Below are 22,565 nucleotides of genomic sequence, written 5' to 3'. Positions count from 1 at the left end.
CGTCCGTCCAGGCAGTGGAACCCTTCCGCCCCCGCCCCTCCCCCGCACCGACAGCAGACGGGAAAACGCTGTGAGTCGGGGCACCCGAACGAACACCCCACACCGGCCCTGACCTGCCCTGTCAGCACCACCCACCCTGTTCGCACGCTTAGCCGAACACCCTGGCGAACACCTGCGAACACCCTGAACCCGGCGAACAGCCGTCCTCCTCCTGGCTGACACGGTCCTTCCCGGGCAGCGCGCCGCGGCTGTCAGCACCGCGTCGGCCGTGCTGTCAGCCGCGGTCGGGAGCGCCTCGGAGGTTCCGCCGCCTCGGAGGCGAACGTTCGGCCGGGCAGGTCTCGAACGGGGTCACCCCCCGGGGGACGGTCCGCTGCGGCGGGGGCGGGGGACGGGCGGCGGCCTCACGCCAGGACCGCGACCGATCCCCGCTCCACCAGGCGCACGGGCAGCCGCACGGCGGTGCCGGGGCCCTCCACGAGCAGGTCCATGATCCGCTCTCCCAGGGCCTCGCGCTCCACGGCGATCGTGGTCAGGCCCGGGTCCAGCAGGGCCGAGGTGGGCAGGTCGTCGTGGCCCACCACGCTGACGTCCCGGCCCACGCGCAGGCCCAGGGAGCGGGCGGCGTCGTAGACGGCGGCGCTCAGGTGGTCGGAGTTGACGACCAGGGCGCGGTGCCCGGGACGCGTCATCATCTCCGCGGACCTGCGGGCCACCGCGTCGTAGTCCAGGGGGCCGCGTGCCACCGTGCCGGCCACCCCGTGCTCGGCGCAGTGGCGGTGGAAGGCCTCCTCACGCCCCCAGTCGGCGGCCAGGGTCTCGGGGGCCATCAAAAGCGCGGCCTCGCGGTGACCCCGCTCCGCCAGGTGCGCCACGGCCCGGGCGACGGCCTCCTCGTCGTCGGGGCCGACCGTGGACAGGCGGCTGGCGGTGCCCTCCCGGTCGGGTTCCGGTGTGCAGTTGAAGGCCACCACCGGGACGTGGGAGTGGCGGTCCATCCACTCCAGGAGGCGGTCGCGCCGTCCGATGGGTGCGATGGCGATCCCCGCGACCGCCTCGGCGGCGAGCCTGCGCAGCGCGGCGCTCTCCCGCTCCTGGTCGTAGTCCGAGCTCATGATCAGCAGGAGCGCCCCCCTGCGGTGCGCGACGGTCTCCATGCCGCGCAGCACGTCCAGGAAGAAGGGGTTGCGCATGTTGCGGATCACCACGCCGTAGGCGGAGCGCCGGCCGGTGCGCAGCGCCCGGGCCCGACCGTCGGCCTGGTAGTCCAGTTCCGCGGCTACCCGGCGGACCCGCTCCGCGGTCGCGGCGGCCACGCGGCCGGTGCCGTTGAGGGCGAAGCTGGCCTGGGCGACCGAGACGCCCGCCCCGGCCGCGACGTCCCGCAGGGTCGCGCGCTTGGTCGGTTCCGGCATGGCTCTCCTCGGGGGGACTGTGGCCGTGGACTCGAAAGTACCGTGCGCCCGCTCCGGCCGGGCACCGGCGGGTCGACGGCGCGGGACGCTGTTCCACCAGCGTTCGACCCACGGTCACCGTTTGCGAAACCTCAGGTCACCGCACTGATTAATCGTTTAATCACGCACTTCCGCACAGCGGTGCCCAGCGGGTACCGCAGCCGACCCCGGAGTCCCCATGACCCTCACCCGCGGCCGCGGCGTCCTGAGCGCCGCCGCGATCATCTCCGTCCTCGCCCTGACCTCCTGCGGCAACGCCGACCTGCCCCCGGCCTCGGCCACCGGCGACGGCGGCACCGTCATCACCTACAACTCGCCCGCCGAGTGGGGCAACTACGGCGAGGTCCTGGCCGCCTTCACCGAGGAGACCGGGATCCAGGCCCCCAACGACCCGAAGAACTCCGGGCAGGCCCTGGCCGCACTCCAGGCGGAGAAGGGCGCGCCCGTCGCCGACGTCGCCTACACCGGCATCGCCTTCGCCGGACAGCTCGTGGAGGCCGGAGTCCTGCAGTCCTACGTGCCCGAGGGCGCGCAGGAGGTCCCCGAGGACCTGCGCGACCCCGACGGGAACTGGACCGCCGTCCACACCGGCACCATCGCCTTCATCGTCAACGAGGACCACCTGGACGGCGCGCCCGTGCCGAGCAGCTGGGAGGACCTCCTCGACCCCGCCTACGAGGGCAAGGTCGGCTACCTCGACCCCACCCAGGCGGCCGTGGGCTACTCCGCCGCGACGGCGGTCAACCACGCGCTCGGCGGCGACCTGTCCGACTGGCAGCCGGGCCTGGACTACCTGGCCGAGCTGAAGGACAACGGCGCCTCCACCTCGGCCCAGACCGCCACCGCCAAGGTCGCCCAGGGCGAGATCCCCATCCTCATCGACACCGACTTCAACGGCTACAAGCTCCGTGACGAGGGCGCCGACGTCAGCGTCGTCATCCCCGAGGAGGGCTCACTGCAGATCCCCTACATCGTCGGCCTGGTCGAGGGCGCCCCCAACGCCGAGAACGGCATGGAGCTCCTGGACTTCTACTTCTCCGAGCAGGGCCAGGGCCTCTTCGCGGACGGGTACATGCGCCCGGTGGTCGGCCCGATGCCCGAGGAACTCGCCGACCAGGTCCTGCCCGAGTCCGACTACGAGCGCGCGATCACCATCGACTACCTCGAACAGGGCGAGCGGCAGCAGGAGTTCATCGACCTGTACCAGAGCGAGGTCGGCTTCTAGTGTCCCCCGGTACCGCGCGCGTGCGTCGCGGCACACCGCCCCCGTGGTTGGCCGCGCTCCCGGCCCTCATCCTCATCTGCCTGTTCAGCGCCTACCCGGTCGTGGTGCTGGTGGCCAACTCCCTCGGTCTGGGCCGGTCCCCGGCCGACGGGGGCCCCACCCTGGAGCACTACGCCGACGCCCTGGCCTCGGCGGCCGTCCGTGAGTCCCTGACCGCGTCGGCACTGGTCGCCGGGGTGGCCGTCCTGGCCACGCTCGTGATCGCCGTCCCCGTCGTCCTGCACCAGGCCCGGCAGGACCGCGCCGGGGGCGGCGGGGCCGCCACCGACGCCCTGCTCACCCTGCCGATCGCCCTGCCCGGCATCATCATCGGGTTCTTCGCGATCGTGCTCAACGGCAGGACCGGGCTGCTCGCGCCACTGTGGGAGGGCTTCGCGGGGCTCGCCTACACCCTGCCCGGCCTCCTCGTCGCCTACGTCTACTTCTCGCTGCCCCGCGTCCTGGGGCCGCTGCGCGCCGCCGCGGCCGGGCTGCCGCCCTCGCTCACCGAGAGCGCCCGCACCCTGGGTGCCTCCAGGGTGCGGGTACTGGTCACGGTCACCCTTCCCCTGCTGCTGCCCGCGCTCATCGAGACCGGGGGCACCGCGGCGGCGATCGCCCTGGGCGGCTACGGCACGGTCGCCACGCTCTCGGAGGGCATCCGCCTGCTTCCGCTCAACGTCGCCAACGAACTGACCACCGGCTACCGACTGGCCGCCTCCTCCACCCTGGCGGTGCTGCTGGCGGCCATGGCCGTCGCCGCGCTGGTCCTCGGCCGCGGCATGGGTCGCCTGGTCGGACGGGCGGTGGCCTCGTGAACCGCGTCGTCACCTGGGCCGTGTGCGCCTTCGTCCTCATCCCGATCCTGGCGACCCTGGTGGTCGCCACCAGCGTCGACTTCTCCCAGGGGCCCTGGGGCGAGGGGTTCACGCTGGACTGGTTCGCCCACGCCTGGCCCCCGCTGGCCCCCGTCATCGGCCGCAGCCTGGCCGTGGCGGCGCTGGTGGTGGTGCTCAACCTCGCCCTGGGCGGTCCGATGGCCTGGTGGGTGGCCCGCCACCCCTCGCCGCTGACCCGGCTGACGGGGTATTTGGTCAACGTGCCCCTGGCCGTGCCGGGCATCGCGTTGAGCGTCGCCCTGGTGAGCGCCTACGCGGCGCTGCGTCCCAGCGGACTGCTGCTGGTCATGGGACACGTGGTGTTCACGCTGCCCTTCACCCTGGCCGCCCTGGTGCCCGCGCTGGCCGACGACGAACTGCGCATCAACGAGGGGGTCGCCCGCAGCCTGGGGGCCGGCCCGGCCAGGGTCCTGGCCACGGTCACCGTCCCCGGCTGCCTCATCGCCCTCACCCAGGCGATGACGATGGTCTTCGCCCTCTCCTTCGGCGAGTTCAACATCTCCTTCTTCGTCAACCCGCCCGCCACGCCCACCGTGCCGTTCGCCCTGTTCGACTCCTACTCCACCCAGAGGCTCGAACCCGCGTCCGCGCAGTCGATCATCTTCATCGCCTTCGTCGCCCCGGTGCTGACGGCCATCGTGCTGGCCCGGCGGCACGCCCTGAGGAGCACTCCGTGACCGATCTCCGTGAACCCGGGACCCGCGCGTCCGACCCCGCCGCTCCCACGCCAGACCCCGCCGCCCGCGCGTCCGGCCTCACCGTGTCCGACCTGACCATCCGCTACGGCGACACCGAGGCCGTCCGCGGGGTGTCCATGGAGGTGCTGCCCGACGAGACCGTGGCCGTCGTGGGCCCCTCCGGCTGCGGCAAGAGCAGCACCCTGCGCGCGGTCGCCGGACTCACCCCGGTCGCCGAAGGAGGCATCGGCCTGGGCGGACGCGACATCACGCACCTGGACCCGGCCCGCCGGGGCGTGGGCCTGGTCCCGCAGAACTACGCGGTGTTCCCGCACCTGAGCGTGGCGGGCAACATCGCCTACGGCCTGCGCGCCCGGCGGCTCCCGGCCGACCGCAGGCGCCGCCGGGTCGCCGAGATGCTAGAGCTGACCCAGCTCACCGAGCTCGCGGAGCGGCGGCCCGACCAGCTCTCCGGCGGCCAGCGCCAGCGCGTGGCGCTGGCGCGCGCCCTGGCCGTCGAACCGGACGTCCTGCTCCTGGACGAGCCCCTGGCGGCCCTGGACCCCCAGTTGCGGGGCGGCCTGCGCAGGGAGCTGTCCACCATGCTCTCCTCCTCGGGGTGCGCCACGCTGATCGTCACGCACGACCAGCGCGAGGCCCTCTCCCTGGGGTCGCGGATCGCCCTGATGCGCGAGGGGTCACTGGTGCAGTTCGGGACGCCCCGGGAACTGTGGGAGGACCCCGCCGACGCCTTCGTCGCGGACTTCCTGGCCAACGCGGTCCTGCTGGACGCCGAACTCTCCCAGGGCGAAGCCGCGGTGCTCGGCGGCCGGTGGAGGATCCCCGCGTCGGACCTGCGGACCGGGCCGACCCGGCACGGCCGCACCCGCCTGCTCCTGCGCGACGACAGCCTCACCGTCACCGACCGCCACGACGCCTCCGCCGTGGCCGCCCAGGTCACACATGCCGAGTTCGTCGGCGACGCCGTCCACCTCACGGTCGACGCGCACGGCCACGTGTTCGGCGTCCGGGTCCCGCCCGACGCCCAGATCGGCCGTTCCGTATCGCTGGCGGTCGTTCCCGGCCGCGCCACCCTGCTCGTTCCCGCTCTCTGAGGCCGCTCCCCGAGGCCACCGCCCCGGCCCCGCGCCCTGAGGCCACCGGACCACCCCACGACGGAGGAACCCATGCTCGAACTCGAAATCCTCGGATCCAACGCCACGGCGCCCACCGCGGAGGGCCCCGCGTCCTGCTACCTGCTGCACACCGACGAGGGCGTCCTTCTGGTCGACGCCGGACCGGGGTCCCTGCTGGCCTACTGCGCGCGCTACGGGCTCGACCGGCTGCGCGGGATCGTGGTGACGCACCTGCACGCCGACCACAGCCTGGACCTCATGGCCTGGGCCTACCGGTGGACCTTCCCCGAGGTCCTGCCGCGCATCCCCCTGTACTACCCGGCGGGAGAGGCCGAGCGCCTGGCCGCCTTCGACGCGGTCTTCGGCATCCCGACGCTGCCCACGATGAACAGCCCGATCGCCCAGTCCTTCGAGCCCAGGGAGATGGCCATGGACGGGACCACACGCTACGAGGTGGCCGGGACGGCCTTCCGCTCCTTCCGGGCCCACCACAGCGTCCCCTCGGCCGCGCTCCGGTTCGAGGGCCCCGACGGCAGGGTGGTCTCCTTCTCCTCCGACACGGGGTACTGCGAGGCCGTCGTGCGCGCGGCCGAGGGGGCCGACCTGTTCGTGTGCGAGGCGACCTACCTGGAGGCGGACGACCAGGCCCTGACCGGCCACGGCCACCTCACCGCCGCGATGGCCGGGGACCTGGCCGCCGAGGCCGGAGTCGACCACCTGGTCCTGACCCACTTCGCCGACCCCGGCATGTGGGAGGAGGGCGCCCGGGACGCGGCACGCGGGTTCTCCGGCGCGGTGAGCGTGGCCAGGCCCGGCAGCCGCTTCTGAGGGGTCGGCCGGGGCCGCATGACCGCCCGGGGGCGCCGCCGCACCGTCTGCCACGCCCCCCGTGGTCCCGTTCTCAGCCTTGGTCCCTGGCCGGGACCATGGGCTGCTCTCCCCGCCCTGCGGCACACAAGGACACCTCGGCGTAGGGCTCGCGGATACGCCACCAGGGACGGCAACAGCACTGCGCGGGCATGCGCCCCGGACGAAGATGTCGCGGGCCTCTAGCTCGTTTGACAGACCAGCGGACTTCTAATCCGATGGTCGCAGGTTCGAATCCTGCCGGGTGCACCACAAAACACCAGGTCAGGCGGGGTGCGCGAGTCGAACAGGCGAGGCGCGCGGCCCGGACCGGGGCCTGAAATGCTCCCCGTGTGCTCCCCAGTGCAAGGTCCAGTACAGGTGGGCGCCCACCTCGCGGAGCACTTTGCCGTTCCGTGACCTCCATAGACCCGTCAGCGCCGGGCGGCGAATCCAGAAATAAGGTCTCTCGTCTCCTTGTTCGGATGTGAACGATGGCCTAGCCTGCTCCTGACTTATCCCCCAACAAACGCCTTAGGTTGACTGTGCACCTCCCCCGCCGCAACGGTCCAACTGAAAGCCCCTCCTCCTGGCATCCGCTTCTTCTGGTCTTGGCTGTGCTCGCCTCACTCCTTGTCTCCGTTCCCTCCGCCACCGCGGAAGAGGAGACCACCACCACCGGCGACATCGCCGAATCAGCAGCCGAGCACTTCTCCCGCAACCCACCTGAACCCCCCGTGGCACCGCCCACCCCCGAGTTCGGGGATGCCGACAAGGTCGTACCCGCATGGGAGCGTGGAGAGCTCTCCACCGATGAAATGGTCGAATACGGCCTATTCAACGCAATCTCACCCGAACGTCTCCCTGGTGAGTACCAGCCAGAGCCTGGCAGCACATTGCCCTTCGAGGAGTACGTGACATTCGTCCTGAGCCACATGGACGAAGCTTCCGAGTCCACCCGGGAGTGGGTTGACGACTATGTCTCCCCACACACGCCCGGGGAAGAAGGGGCGCCAAGAGCTCAGTCGAACACGGACGTGGCAGATTGCTATATCAGCGAAGTGATCGAGGATCAGGAGTTCCTGTGTGTCTCCTCCTCAGCGCACTTCCGGGTCTACTACAATGTCGGATCTTCGGGAGTACCAGAGACCGACACAAGCCCCACGAATGGCAAGGCCGACTCCGTCGATACCATCCTGGAGTCTTTGGAGAGCGCCTACAACACCTACCTAGGGATGGGATTGGAGCACGAGGGCGAGGGGCCCATCGCCGTGGTCCTTGGCCTAGCGCCCCAAGGAAGCGCCGTGGTACCTCCGGGCATCCGAATCAACGGAGCTCCCACGATCTGGTTGTCCGCTGATCCCGCAGAGCTGTCAGACGGACGTTACACGAACCGCTATTCCTATCTGCCTCGGCACGAGCTCTACCACGTCTTTCAGTACAACTACTTCACCGATGCCCTCTCTGTCGGTGGCACCATGAACTGGTGGATGGAGGCAACCGCCGAATGGGCCACCCACGAAAGCCTCAGATCGGGGGTTGGCGCCAACCTCTACGCGAGCAGTCTCGACCAGTTCCTGGGGCACCCAGAACGGGCCCTGAACGCCCATGACGGTCTGAGCGAAGAACGCCAGTACGGGGCCTTCATCCTCGCCAGCTACCTCACCGAGGCCGTCTCTCGGAATTTCGTCCTCGACACCTGGCGCGTCATGGACGACGCAGGCACCCCCGTGGCCGCGATCCAGTACGCGGCGAACTACTACGGCCGTGGCATGGACGAGCTGCTTCTGGGTTTCGCTGTGTCCAACTACCGGCTCGAGCGGTACACGAACATGACCTTCGCTTTGGGTGCCCGCGACGGCTACAACGACGCCCATGCCGGAAGCGTGTGGCAGAACCAGCTCGTCGGAGGACGGCCAGCACGAACGGAGAGATCCCTGAGTTGGGGCTCGTCCACATCCGGTACGGCCCAGGTCGGCCCAGGTGGTGCGACCTACGTCGAGCTGACCTCTCAGGGGGGTGGCCGCGGACGGCTTATCGTGAACGTCACGGCTTCTTCCGATTTCAGGTACACGCTGTTCACATCGCGGACCACAGCCTCCGGACGCCCCGACATGGTTCCCCTGGAGCATTCGCAGGAACAGGGGAACGGGCAGGTCGTCGTATCCGTCGGCGAGGGCGAAACCGCAACCCTGGTCGCCACCCGCACGACTCTCATCCAGGACAGCGGTGACGCGGAGAGCGACCGGGCCGGCATCTCCTGGAACGCCCGCCTCACCTCATCCGGAAGCGGAGACAACATCATGGTTGTGGGTGACTCGATCACCCATGGCAACGAGGGTTCCCACAGTTGGCGTTTCGCTTTGGACCGGCACCTCGATATCACCGGTGAGACGGTCGACTTCGTCGGCCCCCGAGTGGGGGCTTACGACATCTACACCGACATTCGCAACCGGGCGATCCTCGACGGTCAGGATCCTCCTCCGCAGGAGTATTACCCGGGCCCGAGTACAGCCCGGTACATGAACAACGACTTCGACCGAGACCACAACGCCATGTGGGGATGGACCTTCGCGGACGCCAACAACACGATCCAGCGGGACGTGGAGCAACACGACGCCGATTACCTGCTCATCGCGTTGGGTTTCAACGACATCACATGGGGCTACAGCGACGCGTCCGGAACCGTGGCCTCAGCTCGAAGGATGGTCACGGAGGCTCGAGCCGCCAACCCGGACATCAAGATCCTCATATCCAACGTCGTGACGCGAACCCCCCTGCCCGGTTTCGAATGGCTCAACGGAGAGATCCGCGAGTACGGAAACCTGCTGGAGGGCGCGGTAAGCGACCTGTCCACCTCGCGCTCCCCGGTGCACCTGGTCGACATCTCCAGTGGATTCGATCCCTACGATCATGCCTGGGACGGATTGCATCCCAACACCCAAGGGGACTACTTCATCGCGTCGAAGTTCGCTGATGCCTTGCACGAAGAGTTCGGTATGGGCGCGCCGTACGGCAACATTCCCTCCCCTCTTCCAGACGTCGAACTGGAACAGGTGGACTGGGTCTCCGCAGGCGTCACGGACCAGGGGTTCCGGCTAAGCTGGGCACGGGAGTTCGGAGCTTCCGGTTATTACATCTGGACCAGAGACGCGACATTGGCGGAACCGTGGGAGCTGCTCCCGCTACCGGCTCCTGGGGACTACTTCCGCTCTACCTGGGTCAGGGACGGGCACACCTACGAATTCCGTGTGGCCCCGGTCAGGGGAGACCAGGTCGGGCCCATCAGCCAGGTGGCCTCCGCTGTCGCCGAACCCAAGACCTTGCCTGGACCTTCCAATGTCACCGCGAGGGTGGAGGGGCGAGATGTTCTGGTCGAATGGGACCACCGTAGTGGAGCCACCGGATACCGCGTCTACTGGATCGAGGCGGTGGGGGACTATCCGGTGATGAGGCACGAGTACGTGGGGGCCGGGGGCGACGACCGTTACCGGATCCAGAACCTGACCCCAGGCATGACCTACAACGTGGGCGTGTCGACGGTCAATTACTACGGTCCTGGAATCCCGACCGGCGTACTGAACGACGTGACCATCCCCGGAACACTCACCGCACAGGAGGCGGAAGCCGTGTTGGAGACGGCGTGGACGCCCGGCACGGAAGCGCTCGAAGGACTACAGGAGCCCTGGGAGGGTTATCCGGAGGGTGCGGCACCGATCGTCAGCCAGATTCGGGCGGCAGAACTGACCGAAGACCTGCTCGGTCCGGAATCGCCTGGTGTTCCTGCGGACGAACGGGTCGTCGACCCGGTCGCACCACGCCGCGAGGAGGACGAGTGAGTGCATGCGCCAGGAACAATAGGGCGGTGGTGCTCGCAGCATGTCTGATCACGGTTTGTACGTCCTGCCAACCTCACAACGAGCACTTCGTCGTGGAGAACGGACTCGACGTCCCGGTCCAGACCTGGCCCTCCGACTCCCCAGAGCTCTTTCCTCCCGAGGAGGACAACTTCGACTCAGGCCTACAGCCGGGCGAGGCCTGGCCCTACAGCCTCGTCGAATCCGGAGAACGGCCTTGGTATCACCGTGTGTGGCCGTTCAGGAACTGGGCCCCCGAGGCGTGCAGAGACGATCTCTACATCCACGTCTACGCTGAGGACGGACGCACGTGGACTCGCGAGCCACCTCTGTGCTCGGACGAGGTCTGGGTCATCGACGGCTGAACGGCATCGCGCGAACACCGGTACCGCAATACCTGAGGTTTGCGGTACCGGGGCTGCCTCTGCGAGACGAGGCAAGCGCTTCTCCCAAGCTCCGACTACGTCGCAATTCTTACTCGGTGGTGCACGACACCGCAGGTCACAGTCGAATACTTCCACGATGGGACCTTTGATCCGATGGACTACCGGACCCGGGCATGAGGAAACCCCAGGCCAGTCGGGGTGAACCCGTGCGTTGGCCTGGGGTCGGTGACGCCGTGTGGCTCCTGGTGTGCTCGCCGGTTCGGCTACCCGGCCCTCACCGGAGCCGGGCCTCGTAGCAGCGCGGCGGTGGCCTCGGCCGCCGCTTTGGCCACGTCCGGGAACACCGACTGGTAGGTGTCCTGGGTGAAGTGCGTGGTCGCGTGCCCCAACTCGCTGGACACGACCTTCACGTCCGTTCCCGCGGCCAACGCCAGCGAGGCGGCTCCGTGGCGGAGCCCGTGCAACGTGATCGGCGGCAGTCCAGCGGCCCTGGCGATGCGTAGGAACCAGTCACTGACCTGACCTGGGTGCCATCCTGCGCCGTTCTCTTTGGTGAAGGCCAGGCCGCTGTCCGTCCAGCCTGCTCCGGCTTTGAGGCGGGCTTCGTTCTGGAACCTCCTCCAAGCCCGCAGCACCTTGATGGTGTCGGCATCCAGGGTGATGGTGCGCTGGCCCGCTGCGCTCTTGGGGGTGGAGGTGATCGTCTCCCACGCGAGTTGTACGACTTGGACGCGGATGTCGATCTGTCCGTCCGTCAGCCGGGTGTTGGACCAGGGCAGCCCGACCGCTTCTCCTCGTCGTAGGCCCTTGACCGCGATCAGGTGGAACATCGGGTAGAGCCACGGGTACTTCCTCGCGTGCACCAGAAAAGTGCGGGTCTGTTCCGGGGTCCACACCATGACTTCTCCCGGCACCGTGCCGTCCTTCTTCCAGTGGCGCACCCGGTCGGGTGTCCACACCAGCGGACACTTTCTGGGGCAGGAGGGCAGGCGTACGTGCGAGGCGATGTTCACCGACACCGGCAGATCCGGACGGCGCACCGCCTCCGACAACGCACTCCGGAGAGTGGCGCGGATCCGGTGCTTGGTCGACAGCGAGATCACCCGCCTCCCCCTGACCGAGGCCCGCACCTTCACATCGTCGGACTCGCGGCACTCCAGGATGTGAGCATTGGTCTCCTCAATCGCCGCGAACATCGCTTCGACGTGGCGGGCCTGGAGCTTGTCCACACGGAGCTGGCCCAGGTGCGGGACGAGGTAGGTGCGGATGTGCCCGGCGTAGGAGGCTCGGGTTCCTGCGGCCAGATCGGGCTTGCCCTTCAACCACTCCCCCAACCACGCGGCGAGGGTGGGGGGTTCGGTGCGCACGTCCACCGCCATCACCACCCGCTTGCGCACCTCCTCCAGGTCCGGCAACGGGCGGCGTTGCTTCAACGCCGCCTGGACCAGGTCAGCGATCTGTATCTCGACCGTGGGGTCCTTCTCCGCCAGGGCGATGAGCGCCTTAACGTGTTCCAGTCCTTTCCGGGCCTGCTCCTGAGAGGTCAATCCGACGCGGCGGGCTTGGCGGCGCCCACCCTGACTGGTCGGGGGAAGTTCGTACTGGAACGCCCACGCCCCATGGGCCGGGTTCCAGCCCCCGGTCCGGCGTTTGAGCTGCGGACACCTGACCCCCAACGCCCTACCGGTGCTCTCGTCGCGGCATCCGCACCGCTTGAACGTGGACCCCTCACGCGCGGCCATACACGGCCTCACCTTCGTCTCGCTCCCCACGCACACCACACCCGCCACACCTGCCGCTGATCGGCACTCCGAGGGGGTCCAGGACTCCGGTGATGGACACCACCGGCAGCGAACCAATCTCGGCCACCGTGACCGGAGTACTCACACCCACACGACCCACCTCGCTACCACCTCTGAACTGGACGGATACGGCGTACGGCCCCGCGTGTGGCGGGGTACCACGCATCCACGCTCGACCTCGTAGAGGTGGTCAAGCGGATTCAGCAGGAACGTCGTCCGATGGGTGCACACCCCCGCCCCGCTGTCCGATACGCCCGCCATCGCCCCGTTCCTGCCACCGCCCTGACCAGAGCCGTTCCAGGGGTCAACAACGCGGGCCCCACCGAGCCCGCCACACGGCCCGTCCGCGCCGACCAGCCCGCCCCAGGACACCCAGGGCACCGCCGCGCGGTCGGGCCGACGTCGGGGCGCTGACAGCCCCACACCACCCGCCTACGTCCCAGGGCCACACCATGGGCTTCGAACCCGCTGCGAACCGTCCCGTTCCCGAACAGTGCTTCTCCTCGCCACCGCGCCTCAGCCTCTCCTCCTTGTTGCCGTGGGCCTCTTCGCCCTGATGAACCCCTATGAAGACACGCCCGATGAAGATGCGACACCCAACCTCAGAACCTCACCCGGCTCGGCCTCCGCTACCGCATACCGCTGACAGACGAGGCCGCGCGAAACACGACGTGAGACAACAAAAAAGCACGTGGCAGGAGTCAACAGGGAATGCTGTGACGCAGCGCCCGGAGCTGGTCGATCTTGAGCTCTACACAGGAATAAGGGATCAGATTTATCTCTCACGATGAAGCCGAAAGACTTTCGCTGAGAAAGAGGCGAAGAAAGAAGGGATACCGCGCGAGCAGAGCGCCCGTGGAGGCGGGCGGGGCGGGCGCGCTCGCCCGCGAGCGAGGGCGCCCCGCCCGCCTACGTGAGGAGAACTACCCACTTGGGTATAAGTCTGGACGGCCGTTGGCCCACCCACAGGGGCGTTGACCTGCGCATCAGCACGAGTAGGGGTGGGCCAGCTAAGAGTGGCCCACCCGCTGGCCCAGTCGGTGGCCCATGCGCTGGCCAGGGGTTCACTTCGGGTTCAGTGGAGGTTCACACCCCACCTTCACGCTTCCAAGGAAGTCGGAGGAAAAGCGCGCATGCACTTCTCACAGAAGCAGCAACCCGCGCTTTACAACTCGGCAGGCGAGAGCAATCCGCCCACCTCGACTACACCAGATCAACTCTCCATGGAAAGAGAACGCGAATGTCACCCGAGAGGAGAAGATCCTTTTTCCATGGCTTCTCAACCAGGAGAAGTCCGCGCGTGGCAGGTGACCGGACTTGCACGCCCCTGGTCTGGTGAGAGGAAGAGAGGGTAGACGAGGCGATCAGGGAAGGGACACAGCGGAGGGGTGGGGGCAGGCACAGGTGGGCGAGGGCCACGGTAGACGTAGGCGGGCGGCTCCGCCCCCGCTTGTCGGGGCGGGCCCGCCCGCCTACGTGAAGAGGACTACCCACTGGGTGTAAGTCTGGCTTCCCAACGGCCCACCCGCAGCCGCTCCCACCTGCACTGATAACGCGCGCGAGGTGGGCCGATCACAGCGGCCCACCCACGGGCGGAGGCACAGGCGGAGTCACAGGCCCCCGGAAAGGCCCAGTCACCGGCGGAGTCACAGGCCCTCCAACGGCCCCCGCCCGGCATGACGCGCGGATGGAACGCTCTCTCCCGCACTAACGGACAGGCTGCGCGAGTGAGGCCACCTTGACCGCACTCTCCACAAGAGGGCGCCCTGCGGTTCCAGGACGCCCCACCACAGCCTCTTGCCAGCCGCGAAACTAAGCCCTCATATCCAGCCAGATACGCACCGCAGAGGCCAGCTCAGCGAACTCTCCGTTCTTCTCCGCTCCAGGTGATAGTTGTCCTGTTCCAGGGCCACACGTGTGGCCCTGCGCCTGCGGGACCTTGAACACATACGGGCGAACCCCGCGCACCCCGTCATCGTCCACACACCACCCCCGCTCCTCAGGACGGGGCTCGCGCGGGCGGGGTACAGCGATGGTGCCACCGCCAGAACGGCTCTGGCGAGGTCGGGGAACCTCAGGGCCATCTGAGGCCTGACGAGAAGGCTCCGGAATGCCTGCCGGGCCTGCACCGACACCTTTGGGCGGCAGTGGTTTCGTCATGGTGGGGGACGCCGGGTCCGCGCCCCGGCCGAGTGGGCTGCAGAACACGAGCGCCAGCAGCGCTCCGAGCATCCAGCACAGGCGCTCCGCCCAGCCCTGGCAGCGCTTGCGGTGCCGCCCGCTATGCTTCTCCACGATCTCCTCCTGCTGTCGTCAGGTGGGAATCACGCCCCGGACCGGTGTTCTCAGCACCGGCTCGGGGCACCCTTTTCTCTTGCCAGCGACCTCATGGTCGCGGTCTTTCCCTCCGCGTGCGGTTGCGGCATGGGTGTCAATGGCCCCGGAGGCGTACGCCTCTGAAACTGCGCTTCCCAACCGAACCGCGCGAAAATACGCAGAGAGCCGCCCCTGGAAAAGCGCACCGCTTCCCAGGGGTGGTTGATGTTCACTTGGACTCGCGAGGTTTTTCAACCCGTTGCGCCAGAAAAAGCACCCCGCCGTTCCATCCAAGGCTCATAGTTCGGATAAATAGGACATTCGGCCCCGGATATTCACAGAAGCCGGAGCCCGGCTCACCTACTCCTGACGGCATATGGCCGAAACGGGACAGACTCCGGCCTGCCGAGTACCTCGAGCACGTGGTCGAGGTGTTCCCGGGGGAAGAAGAGATGCGTGTCCCTGGTGCGTGCCGGTCCGCCGTAGACGTCCGGCACGACGGGGCGTACGCAAAGCCAGGACTCCGCTCTTCCCCACTCGTTCATTGCGATACAGATGTCCCGATCCGCTCCGAGGAGGGTGATCAGGTGTTCGGCGGGAGCGGGTCGCAGTTTGAGCCACACCCGGTCGGCGTAGAAGGCGCTCCACCGCGGGTCTCCCGGAGGCATCCCCGGCCCCGAGCCCTTCAGGGATTCGCCGAAGTTCTGGCAACTGGCCCTGGTGTTCATGCCGAGGGACCACAGGCGGAGGACGAGCGGGACGAGTTCACGGTCGATCGGAACACGCACTCCACTGGGTGCCTCGAGCAGCTGGGTCTCGTGGGTCTTCAAGGGGACGCTCATGGTGGTTCCCAGCGGTGTCGTGGGCCTGCGTGAGGGAAACTGCCCAGAGCCGGATGGCCGCTATGTGGTGGCGGCCCAGCCCCGCATACGGGTCCGGCTGGAGCAGCAGAGTGGGTGCGCCGCGCCGGGTTCGCTCCGCGGCCCAGTCGTAGTCCGGTGGCGCGAAGTCGTCGTCGATCCAGGCGACGGGCGCGTTCCCGAGCCAGTCGACTACCGGGTCGCGTTTCCAGAGGTAGCCGCGCGGGTGCGGGGTCGAGATGTCGGGCGTGCCCAGATCGACGTGCGGGAAGTGGGGCATGCCCACGCGTGGCGCGATCAGAAGGTTCGCCTCGGCTCCCCAGCTCGTCGCCCAGCACGGTTGGACGAGGCCGGTGGAACACAGTGCGTTGACCGTCGCACCGTGGTCCGGGTTGAGCCAGATCGGCACACCTCGGTGCCCCCTGAAGTCGACACGGTGGGGAAGGTACTCCGGTGGCACGGAACCGCCCGGGCCGGGGAACGGGTTGAGGACTCCGTCGACGTCGATCAGCAGGTACGGGGGAACGGCTGCCATGGGTTCACCCTCCAGGGCTCAGACATCGAGGAGACGGGCCGCGTCGTGGGTGTGGCGCCGCACCACGTTCGTGTAGGCGGGATCGGCGGCGGTGTCACCGATCCAGACCAGGGACTGGGCGAGGAACCACTCCAGGGCCCACACCCGGTGCCAGCCGAGCGCCCAGTCCTGTGGCGGCAGGCCTGCGCGTCGGGTGAGCACTCCGGCGCTGCCTCCGGCCTCCACGTAGGACTCCAGGAACGCCCGGGTCCGGTCGGAGTCGGGGGGCTCCACTGTCCCGTGCCAGGAGGCGAGGTCGATCAGGCCCGGACCGTGGAAGGCTCGGGCCAGGTCGTAGAGACGGACGCGTCCGTCGCGGATGTGCAGGCTCTCGGGATGGAACTCCGAGTGGACCCATCCGTAGGGTGCGGTCGTGGTGCCCTCGGCTCGTGCGCAGGCGGCTCGATCGATGTCGCTCAGTGTCTCCCTGATGTCGTCGGCGTCGGACCAGCGTCCCTGGGTGTTCAGCAGGTCCAGGGTGCGCGTCGCCCTGCGCGGGAGCGAGGCCAGCCATGTGCTGTCGGCCAGTGGAAGGTGGGGCGGGGCCGCCGCGCTGTGGAGTTGGACCGCCGCCGCGACGCCGTCGTGGTCCGTGGCCTCTCGGTCGGGTTCGCCCAGGTCCTCCATCAGCATCGCCAAGGTGGTGCCCGAGCGCAGGGATGCGATGAGGTGGGGAACGCTGACGCCCGCCTGCCGGGCGCTGGTGAGCGCTTCGTGTTCGTGTGTGAAGGGTTCGGTGGCGCACTTGAAGACGACGGTGGACCCGTCCGTCAGGGTCAGGCGCTCCACGTGTGAGAGTTCCCAGCTGTGCAGCGGCTTGGCTTCGGCGAGTTTGTCGACCATGTCGGCGGCGGCGAGTACCTCGTCGCGCATCCGGTCGATGTCGGGTTGGTGCATGTGTGGCTCCTCGTGTCGAGGAGGGGCTCTCCGTGAACGGACGGAGAGCCCCTGGGAGTCGGGGAGGGTCAGGGGCGTTCGCTGTAGGAGCGGACCGTGGTGAGCCAGGTGTCCCGGAAGGCGTCCAGCTCGTCGCGGAAGCGCTTCATGTCAGTGCCGTAGGGGGCCACGACTCCGCCCCTGCGGTCGGGGGCAGACTGGCAACCGTGCACCAGGCGCCCACCCAGGGCGGCGTGGGCCTTGACTCCCTCGATGCGCCGGTACTCGTTGAACCAGGCGCCGTGGAAGACCTCGTCCAGGAGCTCGGTGGTGGGCTCGTCCAGGTCGTAGACGACCTGTGCGGTGTCGGCGAAGAACCAGGTGGGGCCGACGACACTGATGTGGCCGTCGTCCTCGACCTTGTTCAGGGCGGTGAAGGTGGAGACCTCCGCGAGCATCCGCAGGTGGTCCGCGGTGACCCCGTCGATGCCCAGCGAGGTCAGGTGTTCCTCGCGGAAGAGGTGGCTGTAGACCTGCCAGGCGATGTGCAGGACCTCGGCCGGATCGTGGGTGGTGCGGGAGTTGCGGGCGATGTAGTCCAGGGCGATCTGTTCGATGGCCGACTCCGAGGTCTCCTCGACGGGAAGGAGTTCGGCGGCGACCTTGTCCCAGTCGATGACGGTCCAGGTGTCGGACTCCAGGCGGAAGAAGTACGCCTCGGGGTCGATGGTGACCGTGTCGTCCTCGACCGACATTCCCGCGACGCGGTTCCAGCGGGGGTCGAAGTTGTGGCCGGGGATGCTCAGGCTCGTCGGGGCCAGCTTGACGGACATGGAGTGGTTCCTCTCTCAGGGTTCTTTGTGGAAGGGGTGTTGGACTGGGCCGCGGCCGTACCAGGGCCGCCGTCCAGAGCTGTGGGGCAGGGGGTGTTTTGTTGTCACCGGCAGGTGTTCGGCCCACCGCTTGTCGCTCTCACCGCAGCGCCGATCGCGAGATGGCGGCCCACACCGTGAGGGGTGTCCCCTGGACGCCCAGGAATCCCCAGCGGCGGCTGAGTCGCTCCACCAAGGCGAGGCCACGCCCGTTCTCCAGGCCGGGGTCCATCGGCCGCACGCGGGGAATGGAAGGGACCGCACCATGCCGGGGGCCGGCGTCCTCGACGGCGAGGCGGATCACATCGGTGTCGAGGTAGGCGATCGTGACCGTGAAGTGGCCGTTCTGGCCCGATGCCGTGTGCCTCAGAGCGTTGGTCACCAGTTCGGAGAGCACCAGTTCGATGACGTCGGCTTCCTCCTGCGAGAGACCGGTGACCGTCCTCGCCCAGCGGCGGGCCTCACGGACCTGCGGCGGTGTGTGCCCGAATCTGGCGGCGTGACGGCGGTGGGCTCCGCCCAGTCGGGGCATCGTGGAGTACCCGGGCACCCGGTGGGGCAGCGCCGGTGTCACCTCGGCATCCGCGCAGCCGTCCTGTATGGGTGCGTTCATGGTTTTCATCCGTGTTGCGGTCGTCATCCGCGCCTCGATCTTCTGACCCGTACCGCACGAGTCCTGGGGTGTTCCCTGCCTGCACCTCCCATCGAACACTGAGAGCAACCACAGGTCACGGGGTGTACGGACATGGTTTCTATGCCACCCGCGACGCCCCTGAACTGGCGTTTTCCCGATGGGAAGCGCGTTTCCATGTCAGACCGGTGAGTGCGCGCGACGAAGTGCCGGTTGCAGGCTTAGCGGTTTCGGGCAATCTGGATACCGAAGCCTGAGGAGAGCTGCATGAAGTGGACGAAAGCCCAGCTCCGGAAACTGCGCGAGCAAATGCGCGAGCAGGATCGCACGAACGATGAGATCGCCGACGAGATCCGTATCCGCTGCGGGTGCTCGCCTTTGGCCGCTTATCGCCACATGCGCGGGTGGAGCCAGGCCGAGGCGACCGAGCGGTATCGCGGTTCCGCTGGCGGGTTGCCGCTGGACCAGGCGGGACTCAGCCGCCTGGAGCTCTGGCCCGAGGTGGGCGGGCGGGCACCACAGGCGACACAGGTCGTCGCTCTGGCGACGCTCTACGGCACCTCCCCACGGAGACTGCTGTCTCCCGAGGGGTTCGACAAGCTGAGCGAGCACGAGCGCAATGTCCTCAAAAGGATCGGAAACCAGCTCACTCCCACTGGAGCAACCCAGACAAGCACGGAACAGGCATATTTCTCCGTCAACGAAGAAACCAGAACGCTACCGCCAGAAAGGCAGATCGAGATGGCCGCGAAACGCGCGATGAGGTTCGGAGCGATGGCGGAGGGGACGAACGTGGGGGTGGAGACCATTCAGGAGCTCTTCGCGGAGGTGTCCAGGCTGGCGAAGGCCTATCCCCGTGCTCCCCTCCACGAGGTTCTGGGAGACCTGGTCGAGGCCCAGGACGTGGCGTTCATGTTGTTGGAGGGGCGGCAGCGTCCCAACCAGACCAGGGACCTGTATCTCCTGAGCGGCCTGTTGAGCATCATGCTCGCCAAGGCCAGTCATGACCTCGGTGATCCGCACGCCGCGATGAAGCAGGCCCGGACCGCCTTCATCTGCGCCGACAACGCAGATCACGACGGGCTGCGCGTCCGGGTTCGAGCCCAGCAGAGCCTGATGGCCTACTGGGCGGGGTGGCCTACCGAAGCCGCCCGGTACGCGGAACTGGCTCGCGATCTGGCCACCGAGCGCACCGGCACGGCCGCCATCTGGCTGATGTCCCAAAGCGCCCGCACGTGGGCCTCGCTGGGCAGCGCGGAACGCGCGCTCGACGACCTCCAGGCGGCCACGGCCCTGCGCGAAGGACTGCGCGGCGACGACCTGGACGAGCTCGGCGGCCTGATGCGCTTCGCGCACTGCCGCCAGTTCTACTACGGAGCCGAGACGCAGATCTGGATTCCTGGACGTGAGGAACAGGCCCAGCAGGTCGCGCAGGAGGCCGTGGGTCTCTACGAGACCGCCGCCGCGCAAGGGTCCGACGACTGGGCCTACCAGGACGAGGCCGGAGCACGCGCCGACCTCGGCTACGCCCGGGTCTGCCTGGGAGAGATCGAGGGTGCCGCGCAGGCCCTTGAACCGGTCCTGGGCCTACCAGCCACGAAGCGGGTGTCCGGCGTGGTGAACAGCGTCATGCGCGTACACGGCGCCCTACGCGGCCCGGACTACACCGGAAGCAAAGCCGTAGCCCGGCTCCGCCAGGAGATCGAGGCCTACAGCCGCACTCCCGCCTCGGCGCTGACCTCGGGCCGCTAACCTGCCGGACATGCACCCAGTCGAACTCTCCAGCGCCAGGCTCAGCCTTCGGGAACTGCGCCCCACCGACGTCGAGGACCTGCTCCGGGTCTACGGAGACGCGGAGGCGGTGAGGCACCTGTCCTTCACACCGCGCACCAGGCAGCAGTGCGCGGCCATCGTGGAGGCCGCGCTCACCGACGCCGAGCAGGAGGGCAGGGGCGTCTACATGCTCGCTGTCGCACGGCAGGAGGAGCTTGTCGGCGCCGCGCGCTTGGCCGTGGACGAGCGCCCCCACAGCGCGCAGATCGGTTTCGCCCTGCGGCCGGACCTGTGGGGGCGGGGGTTCGGTAGTGAACTCGTCCAGCTCCTGCTCCGGCTCGGCTTCGACGAACTGGGGCTCAAGCGGATATGGGGCGCCCGCTCTCCGGAGAACCAGGCCTCCGAGCGCGTCATGCTCCGGGCCGGGATGGTGGCGGAGGGCCGGATCCGGCGGCACCTGTGGACCCGGGACGCCTGGCGCGACTCCATCGTCCACTCGATCCTGGACAACGAGTGGACACCGCGAACCCGATAACGCATAAGCCGTAGGTCCCTACCCCAAGTGCAGGTCACAGGCCGAGTGCCGGGAGGCGATCCCGGCACACGCGAGAGCCTCCATCACACTCGGCACGAGACACCCAGCGTCGGCGGGTCCACATGCAGCATGTACGGCGGGTTCAGGTCACGGCCCTGCCACCGGCGAAGCAGGACACCTCTCCGGCGGGTGGCCTCGTCGGCTGAGCCGTCATCCAGGTTGAGACGGTGCACGAGTTCGGTGAACAGGTATGTGTCGTCCATGAGCCCTCCAGCGCCTACCCGCGCCGGGGGTAGGCAGTGATGATGTTGCGTGACTCGTCGGCAACGGAGACCAAAGGCCGGTAAGTACTGACAACGTTTCCGTCACTGTCTCGGATCTGCACTGGCGCCGTGAAAGCATAGGTGTCGTTCCCGGACTTGTAGGCAGCTGATTCAGGCGCGATCAGAATCTGCTCGATCGCGAAATCAGCGAACGGCCTCCAGTTATCGCCTATCTGAACGGCGATGTTGCCCCAGTCACCCATATGCCTGTCCTGAATGTGTCGATAACCCCAACCCGACGACCCGCACTTGAGATAAGCGCTTCGCCCGGAGGGGCCACCGTTTTTAGTGAAATTACGGACAAGCTTGTGGTTGTCGCCCTGCACCCCACAGGCCGCCCATGCCTGAGAACGCTCCTGCGATGACCGGTACTCGACCCCGTTGATCTCCGCGTAGTAGCCCTCGGCCGCTACCGCCAGCGAAGTGAACGCGCCACATAGCCTGGGCTCGAAGTGCAACTGAAGCCGTGGCCGCAACCACGAGTGCTGCCCAGCCTGGAGCTTTGTGGTGCACCCGGAAGAATTCGAGCCCCAGGCCATCGAAATTATAATTTTTGCCATCCGGGATCAGAATCTGACCACTCACCCACCATCTTCTCCCATCGTGCCATTTCTGCCTCCTCTCCCTCAACAAAGAGAATCAGAGACACCAAGGACGCTTTGTATTCGTCACCGCATTCGCGCATCCAGGCTGCAGCATCTTCATCCTTTCCTTGCCGCATGAGCGCTACTGCAAGCCATTCGATACCTGGAACGGCGCTAGCGACTGCCCTGCGGAGCCAGGGCTCCGCCTCCACAGGACGGCCACATTCCACCAACATGATTCCGAGCGCGGCGGCGGCATTCTCATCCCCATTCTCAGCGGCCTTCAGGAACCATTCCTCGGCTTCATCAAAACGACCTTGCTCCTGGAGTAGTCCTCCGAGGTCAACCATGGCGGAGCCTAGGCCATGATCGATGGCTTCTCGATACCATTGCTCGGACAGATCAGGGCGCCCTTGATCGGCGAGCATGCGGCCGTATCCATAGAGCGCCAGCGGGTCACCTGAGAGAGCGAATTTTCGGTACCAGCTCAGGGCCTCTTCGGTCCGCCCCTGCTCACGGAGCAGGCTGTAGAGACCGTTCATGGCAAACCGGTCGTTATGATCGACAGCCTTGCGCAGCCACTCCTCCGCCTCATCGGCGTTCCCCTGCATCCGGAGTGCATGGCCGAGCTCTCTCATAGCACCGATACTCCCGGCGGCCACGGCCCTGCGGGACCACTCCTCGGCCTCCCGGAAGCGCCCGGAACGCCGATTCCAGTGAATCAGGAGTCTCATTGCCCCGACATGTCCCGTGTCGGCTAAGGAGCGCGACCCTGCTGACTTTTAATTTGTGGGGTTATATCTCCAAGGACAGTCCAGTTCCGGCCAGACACCCCTTGAGCAGCTCGGGACGGTACTGCATGGGTCTGAGTCGAGCGCGCATCAAAACGGCGAGCTGGTC

General features: G+C 67.8%; 18 protein-coding genes. 9 read left to right on the top strand and 9 right to left on the bottom strand.

Annotation, left to right across the window (positions count from 1 at the left end; genetic code table 11):
- Positions 1–404: 404 nt before the first annotated feature.
- Positions 405–1,415, bottom strand: coding sequence for a LacI family DNA-binding transcriptional regulator (locus HGB44_RS26950; protein WP_061081435.1), 1,011 nt, complete (start codon positions 1,413–1,415; stop codon positions 405–407).
- A gap of 217 nt (positions 1,416–1,632) precedes the next feature.
- Between HGB44_RS26950 and HGB44_RS26945 the strand changes: the two genes are divergently transcribed.
- The 7 genes from HGB44_RS26945 to HGB44_RS26915 all read left to right on the top strand — a co-directional run bounded on the left by HGB44_RS26945 (position 1,633) and on the right by HGB44_RS26915 (position 10,498).
- Entirely contained in the window at positions 1,633–2,679 is a 1,047-nt protein-coding gene (locus tag HGB44_RS26945; protein ID WP_061081436.1) for an ABC transporter substrate-binding protein, read from the top strand.
- 47 nt (positions 2,680–2,726) lie between these two features.
- Positions 2,727–3,536: an ABC transporter permease subunit gene (locus HGB44_RS26940; RefSeq protein ID WP_210752233.1), complete on the top strand. Its 810-nt coding sequence runs from the start codon at positions 2,727–2,729 to the stop codon at positions 3,534–3,536.
- The gene (locus HGB44_RS26935; protein ID WP_061081438.1) at positions 3,533–4,294 is read left to right on the top strand and encodes an ABC transporter permease; all 762 of its coding nucleotides are present in this window, start codon (positions 3,533–3,535) and stop codon (positions 4,292–4,294) included. Before HGB44_RS26940 ends, HGB44_RS26935 begins: the two co-directional genes overlap by 4 nt.
- Positions 4,291–5,409, top strand: coding sequence for an ABC transporter ATP-binding protein (locus HGB44_RS32880; protein ID WP_061081439.1), 1,119 nt, complete (start codon positions 4,291–4,293; stop codon positions 5,407–5,409). The genes HGB44_RS26935 and HGB44_RS32880 overlap by 4 nt, the downstream gene beginning before the upstream one ends.
- Before the next feature lie 72 nt (positions 5,410–5,481).
- Positions 5,482–6,258 (top strand): MBL fold metallo-hydrolase, encoded by a 777-nt coding sequence (locus HGB44_RS26925; protein ID WP_061081440.1) that lies wholly within the window; start codon positions 5,482–5,484, stop codon positions 6,256–6,258.
- Positions 6,259–6,893: 635 nt separating this feature from the next.
- Positions 6,894–10,115, top strand: coding sequence for a GDSL-type esterase/lipase family protein (locus HGB44_RS32755; protein ID WP_168444160.1), 3,222 nt, complete (start codon positions 6,894–6,896; stop codon positions 10,113–10,115).
- Positions 10,116–10,141: 26 nt separating this feature from the next.
- Positions 10,142–10,498: a hypothetical protein gene (locus HGB44_RS26915; RefSeq protein WP_168444157.1), complete on the top strand. Its 357-nt coding sequence runs from the start codon at positions 10,142–10,144 to the stop codon at positions 10,496–10,498.
- Positions 10,499–10,782: 284 nt separating this feature from the next.
- On the opposite strand, the gene HGB44_RS26910 is transcribed toward HGB44_RS26915, so the two are convergent.
- The 5 genes from HGB44_RS26910 to HGB44_RS26890 form a co-directional block, all read right to left on the bottom strand.
- Positions 10,783–12,261 (bottom strand): tyrosine-type recombinase/integrase, encoded by a 1,479-nt coding sequence (locus HGB44_RS26910; protein ID WP_061081465.1) that lies wholly within the window; start codon positions 12,259–12,261, stop codon positions 10,783–10,785.
- A 2,732-nt stretch (positions 12,262–14,993) separates the two neighbouring features.
- Positions 14,994–15,479: a hypothetical protein gene (locus HGB44_RS26905; protein WP_061081443.1), complete on the bottom strand. Its 486-nt coding sequence runs from the start codon at positions 15,477–15,479 to the stop codon at positions 14,994–14,996.
- Positions 15,480–16,050: 571 nt separating this feature from the next.
- A complete protein-coding gene (locus tag HGB44_RS26900) occupies positions 16,051–16,968 on the bottom strand; it encodes a protein kinase family protein (RefSeq protein WP_210752232.1) in 918 nt (305 codons plus the stop codon).
- Positions 16,969–17,036: 68 nt separating this feature from the next.
- Complete coding sequence (locus HGB44_RS26895; RefSeq protein WP_061081444.1) at positions 17,037–17,780, bottom strand: hypothetical protein; 744 nt, start codon at positions 17,778–17,780, stop codon at positions 17,037–17,039.
- A gap of 139 nt (positions 17,781–17,919) precedes the next feature.
- Positions 17,920–18,432: an ATP-binding protein gene (locus HGB44_RS26890; RefSeq protein WP_231972492.1), complete on the bottom strand. Its 513-nt coding sequence runs from the start codon at positions 18,430–18,432 to the stop codon at positions 17,920–17,922.
- A gap of 285 nt (positions 18,433–18,717) precedes the next feature.
- On the opposite strand from HGB44_RS26890, the gene HGB44_RS26885 reads away from it, so the two are divergent.
- Complete coding sequence (locus HGB44_RS26885) at positions 18,718–20,202, top strand: hypothetical protein (RefSeq protein WP_231972493.1); 1,485 nt, start codon at positions 18,718–18,720, stop codon at positions 20,200–20,202.
- A 10-nt stretch (positions 20,203–20,212) separates the two neighbouring features.
- On the top strand, positions 20,213–20,758 hold the full coding sequence (locus HGB44_RS26880; RefSeq protein ID WP_061081445.1) for a GNAT family N-acetyltransferase: 546 nt from the start codon (positions 20,213–20,215) through the stop codon (positions 20,756–20,758).
- An 83-nt stretch (positions 20,759–20,841) separates the two neighbouring features.
- Here HGB44_RS26880 and HGB44_RS26875 read toward each other — a convergent pair whose 3' ends face one another.
- From HGB44_RS26875 to HGB44_RS26865, 3 genes are all read right to left on the bottom strand, one after another.
- A complete protein-coding gene (locus tag HGB44_RS26875; RefSeq protein ID WP_061081446.1) occupies positions 20,842–21,021 on the bottom strand; it encodes a hypothetical protein in 180 nt (59 codons plus the stop codon).
- 14 nt (positions 21,022–21,035) lie between these two features.
- Positions 21,036–21,539: a hypothetical protein gene (locus HGB44_RS26870; RefSeq protein WP_168444159.1), complete on the bottom strand. Its 504-nt coding sequence runs from the start codon at positions 21,537–21,539 to the stop codon at positions 21,036–21,038.
- A gap of 86 nt (positions 21,540–21,625) precedes the next feature.
- Positions 21,626–22,399, bottom strand: a complete 774-nt coding sequence (locus HGB44_RS26865) for a tetratricopeptide repeat protein (RefSeq protein ID WP_168444158.1) — start codon at positions 22,397–22,399, stop codon at positions 21,626–21,628.
- Between the last annotated feature and the right edge of the window lie 166 nt (positions 22,400–22,565).

Source organism: Nocardiopsis alborubida (assembly GCF_012396365.1).
Lineage (GTDB): Bacteria > Actinomycetota > Actinomycetes > Streptosporangiales > Streptosporangiaceae > Nocardiopsis > Nocardiopsis alborubida.
The sequence above is the reverse complement of the archived record's forward strand: the minus strand, read 5'-3'. Positions and strand labels throughout refer to the sequence as shown.